General features: G+C 44.9%; 10 protein-coding genes. 5 read left to right on the top strand and 5 right to left on the bottom strand.

Annotation, left to right across the window (positions count from 1 at the left end; all coding sequences use genetic code 11):
- Positions 1 to 281 precede the first annotated feature (281 nt).
- The 5 genes from vanC to vanS all read left to right on the top strand — a co-directional run bounded on the left by vanC (position 282) and on the right by vanS (position 5916).
- Positions 282 to 1334, top strand: coding sequence for a D-alanine--D-serine ligase VanC (gene vanC, locus ACTW1R_RS12045; protein ID WP_271812934.1), 1053 nt, complete (start codon positions 282 to 284; stop codon positions 1332 to 1334).
- A complete protein-coding gene (gene vanXY, locus ACTW1R_RS12050) occupies positions 1331 to 1903 on the top strand; it encodes a D,D-carboxypeptidase/D,D-dipeptidase VanXY (protein WP_061053864.1) in 573 nt (190 codons plus the stop codon). The genes vanC and vanXY overlap by 4 nt, the downstream gene beginning before the upstream one ends.
- The gene (gene vanT, locus ACTW1R_RS12055) at positions 1900 to 4002 is read left to right on the top strand and encodes a membrane-bound serine racemase VanT (RefSeq protein ID WP_271812936.1); all 2103 of its coding nucleotides are present in this window, start codon (positions 1900 to 1902) and stop codon (positions 4000 to 4002) included. Before vanXY ends, vanT begins: the two co-directional genes overlap by 4 nt.
- A gap of 98 nt (positions 4003 to 4100) precedes the next feature.
- Positions 4101 to 4796 carry a vancomycin resistance response regulator transcription factor VanR-C gene (gene vanR-C, locus ACTW1R_RS12060; RefSeq protein WP_005228837.1) on the top strand — a complete coding sequence of 232 codons (696 nt, stop codon included), beginning with the start codon at positions 4101 to 4103 and terminating at the stop codon, positions 4794 to 4796.
- Complete coding sequence (gene vanS / locus ACTW1R_RS12065; RefSeq protein ID WP_015510159.1) at positions 4786 to 5916, top strand: vancomycin resistance histidine kinase VanS; 1131 nt, start codon at positions 4786 to 4788, stop codon at positions 5914 to 5916. Before vanR-C ends, vanS begins: the two co-directional genes overlap by 11 nt.
- Positions 5917 to 5999: 83 nt before the next feature.
- On the opposite strand, the gene ACTW1R_RS12070 is transcribed toward vanS, so the two are convergent.
- From ACTW1R_RS12070 to ACTW1R_RS12090, 5 genes are all read right to left on the bottom strand, one after another.
- The gene (locus ACTW1R_RS12070) at positions 6000 to 7439 is read right to left on the bottom strand and encodes a glutamate synthase subunit beta (RefSeq protein WP_005228830.1); all 1440 of its coding nucleotides are present in this window, start codon (positions 7437 to 7439) and stop codon (positions 6000 to 6002) included.
- Position 7440: 1 nt separating this feature from the next.
- A complete protein-coding gene (gene gltB / locus ACTW1R_RS12075; RefSeq protein WP_271812939.1) occupies positions 7441 to 11946 on the bottom strand; it encodes a glutamate synthase large subunit in 4506 nt (1501 codons plus the stop codon).
- A gap of 366 nt (positions 11947 to 12312) precedes the next feature.
- Complete coding sequence (gene ileS / locus ACTW1R_RS12080) at positions 12313 to 15108, bottom strand: isoleucine--tRNA ligase (protein ID WP_128431582.1); 2796 nt, start codon at positions 15106 to 15108, stop codon at positions 12313 to 12315.
- A 583-nt stretch (positions 15109 to 15691) separates the two neighbouring features.
- A complete protein-coding gene (locus ACTW1R_RS12085; RefSeq protein WP_005228824.1) occupies positions 15692 to 16447 on the bottom strand; it encodes a DivIVA domain-containing protein in 756 nt (251 codons plus the stop codon).
- Positions 16448 to 16467: 20 nt separating this feature from the next.
- Positions 16468 to 17250, bottom strand: coding sequence for a YlmH family RNA-binding protein (locus ACTW1R_RS12090; RefSeq protein WP_005228823.1), 783 nt, complete (start codon positions 17248 to 17250; stop codon positions 16468 to 16470).
- Positions 17251 to 17260 lie beyond the last annotated feature (10 nt).

Below are 17260 nucleotides of genomic sequence, written 5' to 3' on the forward strand. Positions count from 1 at the left end.
CTTTTTTTGTGTCACCGTTCCTGCTATTGCCTCCCCCTTTCCTTCAGAGTGCTCTTTTTTCACTATTTTTTCCACTCCATCTTATGGCAGCTTTTTCTACTTCAAAGGCAAGTTTCTTTCTGGTGTAAAAGGAGTGGCAGCTGTCGCTTTCCTTTTGTCATAAATTCGTCAGAATTTCATCACAAAAAGAAAAGAAAGATACCAGTAAGCCCGCAAATTTCTTTTTTCTTTCCTTGATAGACTGAATGTAGTAAGAATCGAAAAGCGGAAGGAAGAAAAACATGAAAAAAATCGCCATTATTTTTGGAGGCAATTCACCGGAATACATCGTTTCTTTAGCTTCAGCAACTAGCGCAATCGAAGCACTCCAATCATCTCCCTATGACTACGACCTCTCTTTGATCGGGATCGCCCCAGATGCTATGGATTGGTACTTGTATACAGGAGAACTGGAAAACATCCGACAAGACACGTGGTTGTTGGATACGAAACATAAACAGAAAATACAGCCGCTATTTGAAGGAAACGGCTTTTGGCTAAGTGAAGAGCAGCAAACGTTGGTACCTGATGTTTTATTTCCCATTATGCATGGCAAATATGGGGAAGATGGCAGTATCCAAGGATTGTTTGAATTGATGAAGCTGCCTTATGTAGGTTGCGGGGTGGCAGGTTCTGCCTTATGTATGAACAAATGGCTGCTGCATCAAGCTGCAGCAGCCATTGGCGTACAAAGTGCTCCTACGATTCTCTTGACAAATCAAGCCAACCAGCAAGAACAAATCGAAGCTTTTATCCAGACCCATGGCTTTCCAGTTTTCTTTAAGCCTAATGAAGCGGGCTCCTCAAAAGGGATCACTAAAGTCACCTGCGTTGAAGAAATCGCTTCTGCCTTAAAAGAAGCCTTTACTTATTGTTCCGCAGTGCTCCTACAAAAAAATATTGCCGGTGTTGAGATCGGTTGCGGTATTTTGGGCAACGACTCTTTGACTGTCGGTGCTTGTGACGCCATTTCATTAGTAGACGGCTTTTTCGATTTTGAAGAAAAGTACCAGCTGATCAGCGCCAAAATCACCGTCCCTGCGCCATTGCCTGAAACGATTGAAACCAAGGTCAAAGAACAAGCTCAGCTGCTCTATCGTAGTCTTGGTCTTAAAGGTCTTGCTCGCATCGACTTTTTTGTCACGGATCAAGGAGAACTATACTTGAATGAAATCAATACTATGCCGGGCTTTACGAGTCACTCCCGCTATCCTGCCATGATGGCAGCGGTCGGCTTATCCTATCAAGAACTACTACAAAAACTGCTTGTCTTAGCAAAGGAGGAAGTCAAATGAATCCCTATCTACAGTTAGTTAGCAAAGAATTTCCGTTAGAAAAAAACCAAGAACCCCCTCATTTAGTCCTTGCTGCCTTCAGCGAAGACGAGGTTTACTTGCAGCCAGAAGCAGCCAAACAATGGGAACGGCTCGTCAAAGCTTTAAAGCTTGAAGACGAGATCTGCTTATTAGATGGCTACCGAACCGAAAAGCAGCAACGGTATTTATGGGAATATTCCTTGAAAGAAAATGGGCTAGCCTATACGAAACAATTTGTGGCGTTGCCCGGTTGCAGTGAACATCAGTTAGGCTTAGCGATCGATGTTGGTTTAAAGGGCAGCCAGGATGATTTGATCTGCCCACGATTTCGTGACAGCGCAGCCGCTGATTTATTTACCCAGGAAATGATGAACTATGGGTTTATTTTACGCTATCCCGCAGACAAACAGGAAATTACAGGGATTGGCTATGAACCATGGCATTTTCGTTATGTCGGTCTGCCTCATAGTCAAATCATCGCCAGTCAACAGTGGACCTTGGAAGAATACCATCAATACCTTGAACAAACTGCGAGGCAGTTCGCATGAAGAAGAATCAAGGAATCGAGCAATTCCGGGTGATTTTGGCGATGATGGTGGTGGCGATCCACTGTCTGCCTCTTCACCGCTTATGGCCTGACGGTGATATCCTGATCACGTTGACGCTCTTCAGAATTGCCGTCCCCTTCTTTTTTATGATCAGCGGATATTACGTGTTCAGCGACTTAGCCACCCAAAACAGCTATCCTGCCAGACAGCGTGTCTGGCAGTTTATTAAAAAGCAGCTGCAAGTCTACCTCATAGCCACACTGCTCTTTTTGCCGCTTGCTTGGTACAGCGGCATGCTTGGGTTGAACATGCCGCTGGGCACCCTTATCCAAACATTGTTGGTCACTGGCATTCTTTACCATCTTTGGTATTTTCCTGCGATCATTACCGGCAGTTTACTAGTGATGGGCCTCTTGACACGGCTTTCTTTCAAGCAGGTGTTTTTCATTGCTGTCGGTTTGTATGTGGTTGGTTTAGGTGGGGACAGTTGGTCTGGCCTGGCTGCACAAACACCCATTACACCACTCTATTCACTGATTTTTCAACTATTGGATGGAACTCGCAACGGCATTTTCTTTGCTCCTTTGTTTTTGATCTTAGGGGTACTAGCCAGAAGATTTTCCAAGAAACCAGCTTCTTCCCATCGCTATAGTTATCTGCTGATCAGTCTGATTTGCTTGCTTTTGGAAAGTTACCTTTTGCATCACTTTACCACGCCGAAACATGACAGCATGTATGTTTTTTTGCCCTTCGTCCTGTTGTTTTTATTTCCGATCATCCAGCAATGGCAAGCACCCATAATCTGGAAACAAGCGGGTCGACTGTCCCTTTGGCTCTATTTGCTCCATCCTTATACCATTGCAGTGACCCATTTTCTTAGTCAAAAGCTGCCCTTGCTGCAAAACAATCTGATCAATTTCTTCGTGGTCTTAGGACTGACCATTGGGGTGGTGCAAGGTCTCTTTGCTTTGCAGAAGCTGTTCCCGTTTTCGAAAAAAACGCCGCTTCACTTGCAGCGAGCAGCCAAAGAATTTTCCGCCCCCGCTTTGTTGCACAACCTGCAGGAAATCAAGCGATTGATCCCAGCAACAACAAAAGTGATGGCGGTGGTTAAAGCGGATGCTTATGGTTGTGATGCGAAGACGGTCGCCAGTACCCTAGAAAGAGCCGGCGTCGATTTCTTTGCCGTTGCTACCCTTGAAGAAGCCATTGAATTACGGCGAGCTGGCATCAAAAGTCGCTTAATGATTTTAGGGTACACTTCTGCCCAACGTGCCAAAGAGCTGAAACAATATTCCTTGATTCAAACCATCGTTAGCGAGGCCCATGGGCATGCTTTAGCCCAAACAAGCATTCCGATCGAATGCCATTTAGCGGTAGATACTGGTATGCACCGCTTAGGTGTTGCACCTGATCTTGAGACAGTTACTGGACTTTACGCCTTGCCATCTCTCAAGATTACGGGCATTTTTTCCCATCTAGGCTCTTCAGATCAGCTGGATACGGCAAGTATCTTGCGGACACAAGCCCAAATCACTTGTTTTGATGATCTGTTGGCTGGCTTATCCGCTAGAAATATCGCCTATGGACTGACACATCTGCAAAGCAGCTACGGAATATTGAATTACCCAGAGAAACACTATGATTATGTACGCCCAGGTATTCTTCTAACTGGTTCATTGAGCGTCCCGAACGAACCAACGAAGCAGAAGATAAACGTACAACCGATTTTGACACTCAAAGCCTTACTGGTAGACAAAAAAACAGTTGCCGCTGGTGAAGCGATCGGCTATGGATTAGGCACTGTTTTTGATCGACCAGCCACCATCGGGATCGTTAGCATCGGCTACTGCGACGGGGTTCCACGTGCCCTATCAAACCAAGGGTTCCAACTTTCTTATCAAGGTGCTTTACTCCCGCAGATTGGGTTGGTTTGTATGGATATGCTCTTGATCGATTTAACGGACTATCCAGAACTGGCAGTCGAAAGTTCGCTCGAAGTAATCAGCGATTGGACGACTACGGCTGATCAAGCACAAACCATTACCAACGAATTGATCAGCCGCCTAGGTTCCCGCATCACCTCTAGTTCAAAGTAGAAAACGAATGCATTCGCTTACCGATTACGGTATGATGGGTGTAGAGTAAATGGTAGTGTAAATGAAAAATGATCGTAGATAGTTGGAGTGAATCAAGGATGGCAGAAAAAATAATTGTTGTTGATGATGAAAAAGAAATCGCGGAGTTAGTCACGACGTTTCTAAGGAATGAAGGCTTCCAAGTAGAACCTTTTTATGATGGAACGAGCGCTTTGGCTTATCTTGAAAAAGAAACGGTCGACGTGGCGGTTTTAGATGTGATGCTGCCGGATATCGACGGCTTTCAGCTGCTGCAGCAAATTCGTAAGACCCACTTTTTCCCAGTACTGATGCTCACGGCAAAAGGGGAAGACTTGGATAAAATCACCGGTCTAAGCCTTGGGGCAGATGATTATGTGACCAAGCCCTTCAATCCTTTAGAAGTCGTTGCTCGGGTCAAAACGCAGCTGCGGCGATACCAGCGTTACAACCAGTCAGCGAATCCCCAGAAGATTGAAGAATACGAAAAGGAAGGCTTACTGTTGAAAATCAACAGCCACCAATGTTTTCTTTATGGCAAAGAGGTTTTCTTGACCCCCATCGAATTTAAAATCTTGCTTTACTTATTTGAACACCAAGGATCGGTCGTTGCCTCGGAAACCCTTTTTGAAGCAGTTTGGAAAGAAAAGTATTTAGACAACAATAACACAGTGATGGCACATATCGCCCGTTTGCGGGAAAAACTGAACGAACAACCCCGCAAACCGAAATTAATCAAAACCGTATGGGGGGTCGGCTATATCATTGAAAAATAGAAGTCCATTGATCCGCAAGCTCTTGACCCAATACTTTATCACCACGGGCATCTTGATGGCGATCTTGATCATCATTCCTTTCGCAGTACGCTTCGTTGCTGGAATGAGGGTCTGGTATGGCTATGAACCCATTTATCAAATTTTACGTCTTTTTGCTGACTATTGGCTTCTTTGCTTAGCCATCGGGGCCTTACTGATTTGGGTGAGCACAACGATTTATTATATGAGTAAAGCTATCAGTTATTTGAATGAAACGATCCAAGCCACAAACCAACTGATTGCCGAACCCACGAAGCGAATCGTTCTTTCCAGCAATATGATTGATGTGCAAGAAGAAATGAACCAGTTGCGGGAGAAAAACTTGCAGGATCAACGAGCCGCCAAAGAAGCGGAACAACGAAAAAATGATTTGATCGTCTATCTCGCACATGATTTACGAACGCCTTTGACCAGTGTGATCGGCTATTTGACGCTTTTAGAAGAGGAACCGCAGCTTTCTACCGAACTACGCGCACGCTATACGAAGATCGCCTTGCAAAAAGCCCAACGGCTGGAACTATTGATCAGCGAATTTTTCGAAATCACCCGCTTTAATCTTACAACGATCGCCTTGCAAACTGAAACCACGGATCTGAGCTTGATGCTGGAACAGTTGACGTTTGAATTTTTGCCGCTGTTAGAAGAAAAAAACCTCCATTGGCAACTTCAGCTACAGAAAAAAGTCTTTGCGACCGTTGATACGGAGAAAATGGAACGCGTCTTTGACAACTTGATCCGCAATGCCATCAATTATAGCTATCCTAACTCCCCTTTGCGATTAGCCATCAGCGAGTCTGATGATATCCTGATTCGTTTGACCAATCAAGGAAAAACGATCCCAGCTGAAAAGATCGGCTTGATTTTTGAGCCTTTCTACCGCATGGATGCTTCCCGAGCAACAGCGACGGGTGGGACGGGTCTTGGTTTGCCGATCGCCAAAGAAATCGTTGAAGCATTAGGTGGAAAGATTTGGGCGGAAAGCCGTGATGAAACCATCGTCTTTTCGATTCGCCTACCGAAGGCAGCAATGGAAAAAAATGAACAGCTGTCTAAGCCCCATCCATCTGAACCAACCGCTTAACAGGCAAACAACCTGAGCATTTCGCTGCTCCCCTTCTAATTCAGAAGGAGGAATAGCTGCTCAGGTTGTTTTTTATTGATTGCTTATTGATACACCAACGATCGTAATGCTTGATCGACTTTTTCTGCCGCTAAGCGTCCTTCACGAATCGCCCAGATGACTAAACTCGGTCCTCGTTTGGCATCTCCTGCGACTAACACTCGTTCATTGTTCGTCGTGTAATCATCGTACACTTCTCGCACACCAAAGGCATCGAAGAGTTGGGTCTCTGCACCAACAAAGCCCATTGCCAGCAAGACCAAATCCGCCTTGATCACTTGCTCTGTGCCAGGGATCGGCTGAAACTGTTGATCTACTGAGACCGTTTCGATGGCGATCAACTGGCCGCGTTCGGCGCCGATAAAGGCCGTTGTGGACACTCCATGATACGTCACTTGTGTTTGTAGCACTTCAGCCGCTTCTTCTTGCCCATATCCTGTGCGAGCTGTCATTGGGTATTCTGGCCAAGGATTGCTGTCGGTCCGTGTCAATGGCAGTTGGGGCGTGATCTCCAATTGACGCACAGAAGCGGCTCCTTGCCGAATCGCTGAACCAATACAGTCATTTCCAGTGTCGCCGCCACCAATCACGATAACATGTTTGCCAGCAAGTTTTTTACTTGTTGCCGCTTTGCCATGCTTTAACACATCTTTGGTTGCTTCCGTCAGATAATCGACTGCAAATTGCACCCCAGTCAATTCACGACCTGGAATCTTCAAGTCACGAGGAACACTAGCTCCTGTTGCCAAGATGACCCGATCATACTGAGCGGCCAATTCTTCTGCTGACAAGTCACGACCGATCTCCGTATTAGCGACAAAGGTCACGCCTAGCTCTGCCATCAAGTCAATCCGTCGCTGAACGACGTCTTTATCTAATTTCATATTTGGAATACCGTACATCAGTAAACCGCCAAAGCGATCACTGCGTTCATAGACCGTCACTTGATGCCCTAGTTGATTCAAGCGCCATGCAGCGGATAAACCAGCTGGTCCGCTGCCGACGATGGCAACTTTGAACCCAGTCGCTTCTTGAGGCAATCCCGAGGCTTTGACCCAATCATTTTCAAAAGCAGTATCGATAATAAAGCGTTCATTGTCGTGGATCGTGACACCTGAGCCATTCAGTGCTTCGGTACAGCCTTTTTCACAAGGAGCTGGACAAACACGACCAGTCATTTCAGGTAATGGGTTGGTTTTGGCAAGACGCTCAAAAGCGGCTTGGAAACGCCCTTGATAAACCAAGTCATTCCATTCAGGAATCAGGTTGTCATTGGGACAACCTGAAACCGCTCGTTGCCCCCCGTAAAAAGAACCGGTATGACAAAAAGGAATCCCGCAGTTCATACAGCGTGCTGCTTGCTCTTGACGCTCATTTTCAGGCAATGGCGTCTGTAATTCTTGCCAGTCTTCGATTCGTTCTGCCACTGGTCGGGTAGGATTTTCTACTCTTGGGTACTTTAAAAAACCAAATGGATCTGCCATATTAGTCACGCTCCTTTCCTGGGATGGTCAATTGTGGACCGACGACAGCTTCGAAGGCTTTCGTCACAAGTTCATCTCCGACAAACCCTTGGTCCGCCAAGGTCTCCGTCGCTTGGATCATTTGATGGTATTCTGTCGGATAGACTTTGATGAAATGGTGCTGCTGATTTTCCCAATCTTCTAGGATCTCAGCCGCCTTCAATGAATCTGTATAGGCGAAATGCTGCTGGATCATCTCTTTTAGTTGGTGGTCATCGCCGCTTTCGCCAATCCGATATAAATCAACCATTTCCCGATTGCATTTATCGGCAAAGGTTTGATCGGGGTCGTAAACATACGCCACGCCACCGGACATTCCAGCACCGAAGTTGCGGCCGGTTTTTCCTAATATCACCACGACACCGCCAGTCATGTACTCACAGCCATGATCGCCAACACCTTCGACAACGACATTGGCTCCACTGTTACGAACACAAAAGCGTTCACCAGCAATGCCTCGGAAATAGCCTTCGCCTCGATTTGCCCCGAAGCACGCTACATTACCAACAATTGGTGAATGCTCTGCGTCATAAGCGGCATCTTCAGGTGGCACAATGATCAAGCGGGCACCGCTTAACCCTTTGGCTACATAATCGTTGGCCTCACCGATCAGTTTCAACTGGATGCCCTGGGTGGCAAAAGCCCCAAAGCTTTGTCCAGCAATACCTCGATACGTAAACTGCAACAGACCTGGGGTAACTTCATAATTGCCAAAACGTTCCGCGATCCAGCCTCCTAAACGCGCGCCGACTGAGCGTTGAACATTATTGATCGTATGATTCGTCACGATTTCTTGATTGTTGTCGATAGCAGCTTGTGCAAAAGCATCTAATTCTGGCCATTGACGTTTCTCAAGGAATGGATCGGTCACTTTGCGTTCGATTGGGATCGTCGTCCCAATCATTTTCGAAAAGTCTAATGATTTTGCTTTGCCTTTAGCAACGAAGCGTGGTGTCAACAATTCCGCATGTCCTACCATCTCATCGATAGTACGAAAGCCTAACTCAGCCATCGTTTCCCGTAGATCTTCTGCTAAAAAGTACATCGTGTTGATGATGTGCTCAGGTTTTCCAGCAAAAAATTTTCGCAACGCTGGGTTCTGTGTAGCAATTCCCACAGGACATGTATTGATACTGCATACCCGCATCATGACACAACCAATCGCAACTAGCGCTAAAGAGGCAAAGCTATATTCTTCTGCTCCTAAAAGAGCAGCAATGGCGATGTCCCGACCCGTCATCAATTTTCCATCGGTCTCTAAGGTCATTCGCTGCCGCAAATGATTCATAGCTAACGTTTGATGGGCTTCTGCAAGCCCCATCTCCCAAGGCAAGCCGGCATCACGGATCGAATTTCTCGGAGAAGCACCGGTCCCACCGTCATAGCCTGAGATCACGACTACGTCTGCGCCAGCTTTGACGACACCGGTAGCGATCGTACCCACGCCCGTACTAGAAACCAATTTGACATTGATCCGTGCATACGGATTGATGGCTTTTAAGTCATAGATCAGCTGGGCTAGATCTTCAATCGAATAAATGTCGTGATGTGGTGGCGGTGAAATCAATCGAACACCAGGCGTGGACCCTCGAATCTCGGCGACCCACGGGAAGACTTTATTGCCTGGTAATTGACCGCCTTCTCCAGGTTTCGCCCCTTGCGCCATTTTGATCTGGAGTTCATCTGCACTCATTAAATATTCGGCGTTGACACCAAAACGGCCAGAAGCTACTTGTTTGATGCGACTATTATAATTAATGCCCTCCACTGGTTTGAAACGATTTCGGTTTTCGCCACCTTCTCCACTGTTGGATTTTGCCCCGATCGCATTCATTCCTTCAGCAATACAGCGATGCGCTTCTTCACTTAGTGAGCCGTAGGACATCGCCCCGACTTTAAATCGTTTGACGATCGTTTCGACAGGCTCCACCTCAGCTAACGGAATACTGCGTCTTGTGTTCGTAAAGGTCCACATAGACCGTAACGTCGTTGGATTGTCCAATGCCTCTTGATTCATTTCCGCCGCATATTCTTTATAAAGCTCATAACTGCCTGTGCGAACGGCTTTTTGGAACCCATAGATCGTTTTTGGATTGAACAAATGATGCTCCCCATCGGCTTTGTACTGGAAACTACCGCCAGAATCAAGATAATCCATTCGTTTTTCACCATATGCGGCCTCATAACGCGTCAGATATTCTTGCTCGATTTGCGCTAACGAGAGACCACCGATACGGGTAACCGTGCCGGTAAAATATTCAGCGATGACTTTCTCAGAGATACCAACCGCTTCAAACAATTGTGCCCCGTGGTAACCGGCGATCGTTGAGATTCCCATTCGTGACATGATTTTGACAATGCCCTTTTCACATGCCTTGCGGTAACTTTCGATCTTCTCTGAAAGCTCAAAGTGCGCCAATGTCTGGTAAGCCCCATAAGGATGAACCCCACTTGCTCCGTAGCCGACTAACATGGCATAATGATGGACCTCACAGACTTCCGCAGTATCCGCAACGATCGATGCCAAGGAACGTTTGCCTTTTCGCACCAAATAATTGTGCAGGCCTGATACCGCCAAGAGAATCGGAATCGCCACTTTTCCTTCTTGCGCTTGGATGACTTCCCGATCACTTAAAATGATGATCGTTGCCCCAGCATCGATTTTTTGCTCCGTTTCTTTAAAAAGCGCTTCTAACGCTTGTTGCAAAGCTACCCCGTTTTCTGGTACATAATCATAAAGAATCGACTGTAAAACCGCTTTTTGACCATTTTGATTTAACTGTTTGATCTTTTCATATTCACTCGTTTTTAACACAGGACTAGCAATCTTCAGCTTATTACAATTGATTCGGATGTCCTTTGAAACATCCCCATCTCGACCTAAAAACAGCTCGGTACCGATCACTAATTTTTCGCGAATCGCATCAATGGGTGGATTGGTCACTTGGGCGAATTGTTGCTTGAAGTACGTAAACAAGGATTGGGGACGTTCGCTCAAAATAGCTAAGGGTGAATCAAACCCCATGGAGATCACTGGTTCTTCTCCCGTTTGAGCCATTGGTAAGATCAACGTGCGTATGATCTCATCCGTGTAGCCATTTCGTTTCCAAAGGGTCTGGATCGCATCGTCTGCTGTTTCCTCCTGCTTCTCAGTCCCAGGAAGCAACTCTGGTGTCAATAGGTGTTCCGCTAGCCACTCCTGGTAAGGATGGGCATTCGCATAATGCGCTTTGATTTCTTGATTTCGTAAGATCATCCCTTTTTGGGTATCCACCAAAAACATATTTGCTGGTCCAAGCACCCCTTTTTCAATCACTTCTGACGCTGGCAGATCCACCACTCCTGACTCAGAGGCCACGACAACAAAACCAGCTTTCGTGATTGAGTAGCGAGATGGTCGCAATCCATTACGATCAAGGGCAGCTCCCACCATCTCCCCATCGGTAAAGCATAAAGCTGCTGGTCCATCCCAAGGAGCCATAAAGCTTGCATTGTATTCATTAAAAGCCGTCAGTTCTGGCGTCAAGCCAGCTTCTTTAGACCACGCTTCTGGCACCATCATCAGCAGTGCTTGGGGAATGTCTCGACCTTGACGATACAAGTATTCCATACAATTTTCCAGCTTCGCAGAATCGGAGTTTTCGTCATCGTAGACTTCGATCTGATGTCCATGCATCCAATTTTCCGCCCCGCGTAACGTGTTGATTTCGCCATTATGGGCTAAGAAACGAAAAGGTTGCGCCCGACTCCAGCTTGGAAAGGTATTCGTTGAAAAACGAGAATGAGTCAAAGCAATACTCGAAGTCATTTCTGGGCTTTGAAGATCTTTGAAAAACAAGCCAACTTGATAGGCATGCAGCATCCCTTTATAAACAACTGTCTTACTGGACAAGCTGCAGATAGACAGCTCATCGGTATGATATGTTTTTTCCAGTTTACGCCGTAGCCGATAAAGCTGATCTTCAAAGGGACGGCCAGCAGCTACATCGACAGGCTTTTCAATAAAGACTTGCACAAAAGATGGCATGACTTTTTGCGCCCCCGGCCCACACTGATAATAATCATATGGAACGTCGCGCTGCCATAAAACCGTAAAACCCATTTGTTGAATGTCTTTAGTTACTTCTTCTTGGACCTGTGCTGCTCGGAGCTTTTCTTTCGGTAAAAAAAACATCCCAACAGCATAGGCGTCTTTTTCAGGCAATGGGATTCCTGCCTCTTTTGCCCGCTGCTGAAAAAAAGGATCTGGCATCGCCATCAAGATTCCTGCTCCGTCCCCCGTGTCAGGTTCAGCGCCAGTTCCCCCTCGATGATTCATCCGTTCTAACATCGTTAAGGCATTTTGGACGAGCTCTCGGGAATAATGACCATTTTTCTGAGCAATGAACCCCATCCCACAAGCATCTTTTTCAAAAGCGGCATCGTACATCGTTTGGTTCGTTGTTTTCATCATCTCTAAATCACTCATGGAATCACACTTTCTTTCAATTTTCTGAATATTCCGATTTTTAACAGTTTACAACCTGATTTTCTATCTGGCAAGTTTTTTTTACTTGATCCGATCTCGTTGCTTTCTTCCTTCAAGGGTTACTTACATCCATTGAACAAGTAGTTACTTGTAAATCACAGGCAGGAATCTTCGTCTAATAAGGTTTTTTTATTATACAATAAACTATCGTAAAATTATTGCAAACAAATGAGAATCGTTATCAATTAACGCGGATTTTCTCATTTGGATGTCACAAACAGCTGCTTATGTCCCATTTTCAAGGAACAAGCTTAATTGATTTCAAAAAAAAGATGACCCACAATAGGATCATCTTTTTCCGTTTTTTTATTTTTCAAAGCCTTCTGCAACCGCTTCAGGATAGTTTTCTTTGACAATGGCTGCGCAATGGCCGCAAAGTGTTGGTAGCTGCTCTTCTACACCGACATCCACACGGACTTGACGACAACGTTCGCAGACTTCACCTTCGGCTTTTTCCACTAAGATCGCCACGTCTTCGAATTGATAGGCCGCTTCTGGTGCTGCTTCACCTGCTTCTTTGATCGTTAAGAAGTCCGGTGAAATGATCAGCAACTGAGCGATATCTGAATCAATGGCTTTTAGTAATGCCGCAACCGGTTCGGTTGGATAGACAGTCACTTTTGCTTCAAACGATTTCCCGATCAGCTTTGCATTACGCGCTTCTTCCAATGCTTTTAAGACATTGTCACGGAAATCAAGGAAAGCACGCCATAAATCAAGCAGCTCTTCTTGGTTAGCAAATGTATCATAGCCAGGGAACTCCGCTAATTGGACATATTCCTCTTCTTCTTTCAAATGTGACCAGATTTCTTCTGCCGTATGCGGAATGATCGGCGTTAGTAATTTCGTCAACGCAACCGCTGTTTGATAAAAGACGGTTTGCATGGCGCGACGTTGGAAATCATTTTCAGCTTCGATATAAACGACATCTTTCGCAAAATCCAAATAGAAGGATGACATATCGACTGTCAAGAAGTTGATGACTGTTCGGTAAATATGCAAGAAGTTGTATTTTTCATAACCATCTTCTCGGATCGTTTTGATCGTTTGATTCAAACGAACCATCATGTATTTATCAACAGAACGCAAGTTTTCAAATGGTACGCTGTCTTTTGCTGGATCAAAATCATTCGTGTTAGCCAATAAGAAACGCATGGTATTGCGAATTTTCCGATAGACTTCTGATACTTGATTCAAGATATCCATAGACACTCGAACATCCGCTTCGTAGTCAACACTGCTGACCCAAAGGCGCAAAATATCCGCACCCATTTGGTTGATCACTTTTTCTGGTGCAATGGTATTTCCAAGAGATTTACTCATCTTACGGCCTTCGCCATCTAAGGTGAAGCCTTGAGACAAGACGGCTTTGTATGGTGCGACTTCATTGATCGCCACACTAGTTGTGATACTTGAGTTGAACCACCCGCGATATTGATCAGAACCTTCCAAATACATGTCAGCTGGGAACGTCAATTCTGGACGTTGACGTAACACGGCTTCGTGAGAAGAACCTGAATCAAACCAAACATCCATGATGTCAGTTTCTTTCGAGAATTTACCGTTTGGTGAGCCTGGATGCGTAAAGCCAGCCGGCAGCAATTCTTCGGCTTCTTTTTCAAACCAAATCGTTGAACCATGTTCAGCAAACAAGTTTGCCACATGCTCGATCGTTTCAGGCGTGATGATGGCTTCGCCGTTTTCTGCGTAAAAGATTGGCAATGGTACACCCCACGCACGTTGACGAGAGATCACCCAGTCGCCGCGATCGCGAATCATATTGTATAAACGGGTTTTGCCCCATGGAATGATCCAATCTACTTTTTCGATCTCATCCAAAATGTTTTGACGGAACTTATCAATTGAAGCAAACCATTGTGGCGTTGCCCGATAGATGACTGGTTTTTTCGTCCGCCAATCATGTGGATAGCTGTGAGTAAAGAAGTTTAGTTTTAATAGCGCCCCTTTTTCTTCTAAAAGCTCAGTGATCATTGGATTGGCTTTGTCATAAAAGACCCCTTCAAATCCTGGTGCTTCTTCTGTGAAGACCCCACGGCTATCGACTGGTGATAAGACATCTAGCCCATATTTTTTGCTGACGATGTAGTCATCTTCCCCGTGTCCTGGTGCAGTGTGGACCAAACCAGTACCGGCATCCAATGTCACATGATCCCCTAACATCAACAGAGACGTACGGTCATAGAAAGGATGTTGCGCCGTCATTTTTTCTAATTGATCGCCTGCCAATTCTTGCAATACTTCGACAGATTCCCAACCAATCTCATTCGTCACGGTTTCTAATAAATCTTTTGCCACGACAAATTTACGACCATCAGCCAAGATTTGAACATAGGCAAAGGTTGGATTCACAGAGATTCCTAGATTCGCTGGCAAGGTCCATGGCGTCGTCGTCCAGATAACAAAAGATGTATCTGAATCAAGCAAATCTTTGCCATCTGCGACTGGGAAAGCAACATAGATCGATGGTGATTTCACATCTTTGTATTCGATCTCGGCTTCTGCTAGTGATGATTCACTAGATGGTGACCAGTAGATTGGTTTTAATCCTTTGTAGATATAGCCTTTTTCTGCCATTTTTCCGAAAACGCGAATTTCTGCAGCTTCATAATCGGGCGTCAGTGTGATGTATGGGTGCTCCCAATCACCAGAAACCCCTAAACGTTTGAAGTCAGCTCTTTGTGTATCCACTTGTGTCAAAGCATATTCTTCACATTTTTTGCGGTATTCTGCCAAGCTCATTTCTTTGCGCTTGATTCCTTTATTCGTCAACACTTGCTCGATCGGCAAACCATGGGTATCCCAACCAGGTACATAAGGGGAACGGAAACCTGACATTGATTTGGAACGTACGATAATGTCTTTACTGATTTTGTTCAATGAGTGTCCGATATGGATGTTCCCATTTGCATAAGGAGGACCATCGTGTAAGACAAAGGTTGGCTTGCCTTCATTTAATTCTTGACGGCGTTGATACAATCGATTTTCTTCCCATTCTTTTTGCCAATCCACTTCGCGGTTCGGCAAGTTGCCTCGCATTGGAAAAGCGGTTTTTCCAAGATGCAGTGTTTCTTTCATTTTCATTCTTGTTTCGCTCCTTTTCGTCTCACTACGTTTCCGTATAATTTCTAAATCCATTGACTCGACCAATCAATTGCTTCTATTGAACGTATCAAAATGGATTGGTTGCCATGACTTCCTTGTGTTTAGGTCTCACTGATTTTAAAAATCATTCCTAGTGATTCCTCGTTTGGTTACTACGCTCTCGGCAGTCGCCTAGTACTGTTCATCATCTATTCTGTCTTGCTTCGCAAGCCAATCATAGTGATTCCTAGTAGGGTTACTACGCTCCTTATGGTCGCCTAGTACTGTTCATCATCTATTCTGTCTTGCCTCGCAAGCCAATCATAGTGATTCACAGCAAAAAACACGTCCGTCCCTGGCAAGGGACGAACGTGTTCGTGGTACCACCCAAATTTTTATTGTCGTTAGACAATTCTTTGATGATCGGTAACGGGATCAGGCGTCGTTCTCTACTTGAGTCTTTGGATAATCGGCTCTTTAAAGAACGCAACTCACAGATGATCTAATTTCTTACAGGGTTTTATTTGGCTTCCACTCTCCCAAACTCGCTTGAAAAATATAAGAAATTTTTCTGTTCTGTGTCTTAGTTGTTATCTGTTTTGTTCAATTCGTCTAATAAGTTTCTCGCATCATCTAATGTTTTCACTTCAGGGCTTTCGCTTACATCAACGATTTTTTCATCTGATTCAACAACGTCCACATCAAATGTGTCCACTGCTTCTGAGTTTACTCCAGAACCATTTTCACTGTCAAGTTCTTTTGATAAAACTTCTCTGATTACTTGATGGGAATCTTGCACGTAGCTTGAAAATGGCGCCAAAATCTCTTCCCACTCGGGGCTCTTCACTTGTTCTAATTGGGTTTGTAACATAACCAATAAGTTGTTGTGGAAGACTCTGGTTTTCTTCTTCAAGTCATTTGTTTCTGTTGCCAATTGACGGGCATTGTCTGTTGCATCCGTCAAAATCTCTTTGGCTTTTTCTTCTGCTGAGGTCATCAAGGCATGGGCATGTTTTTCTGCAGTAGCAACCATTTCATCCGCACGGTTTTGGGCAGACGTAACAATCACTTCTGATTCTTTGCTTGCGCTTGTTTTTACTTTATCCGCGGTATCTTGAGCCACGATGATGGATTGGTTCAAGGCGTCTTTCAGTTCATTGAAATACTCTAGTTTTTCTTCGGCGTGTTTCAATGATTTCTCTAACTCGCGATTGCGTTGAACCGCTTCTTCATAATCGCGAACGATCATATCCAAAAAGTCATCGACTTCGTCTTGGTTGTATCCTCTCATTTTTACTGAAAAGTTTTTATTTTGAATGTCTAATGGAGTTAATGCCATATTCTATACACCTCTTTGATTTATTTACGTAATACACCTAATAACAATCTAACTTTTTCTTTTTTCGTGGTTCCTTCTAACCCCTGTATTTGAATCCGACCAAATCCTCTTACTGAAACGATATCCAGTAAATCCAGAACAAAATCTGGTCGTAGTGCTTCTGTCCAGTTTACTTTTACTTTTCCTGATTCGATCAACTGTTTCGAACGCTGACGTGAGATGTTGTATACGGCAGAGATCACTGTATCAAGACGCAATGAACTAACCGTTTCTCTTTCCTCGGTCCAGCCATCTTTAGGAACGATCAACTCGGTGTATTTTGTTTCTTCCAAGCGCACCGAGACGTTTCCGATTTTATCCACTTGGAGTTGGATAAAATGACTGACTTCAGTAGCAACGAATACTTGCCATATTTCACCATCGGAAAGAATGTCTCCAAAGTATTCCCTCTTGACTCCAGTCCCCATTAACGTGCCTAGAACTTTTCCATGACTCAACACCGTAAATTTTTTCGGGTATTGAATCGTAAACAAAGTCATGTCAAACTCATCGGTGGTGGGCTCATAATAATCGGGATAAATCAAACAACGGCGTCTTTCAGCAGCTTCGTAACCACCAAAAAAGCGGAAGCTTAAATCCGTTGATTGACGAATCAAGCTTTCTAAAATATACGCTTGTCTCGGATCTAAAAAATCAGTTAAGTAAGGCGCATACTGCATTTGCACTTGTTCGATCCATCCTTGAGCGGAATCAATAAAAGGGCGTTCATCGTTTCGAAAATGTTGATAGACATTTGCGTTCACCGATAACCAC

The organism is Enterococcus sp. R12 (genome assembly GCF_058135755.1).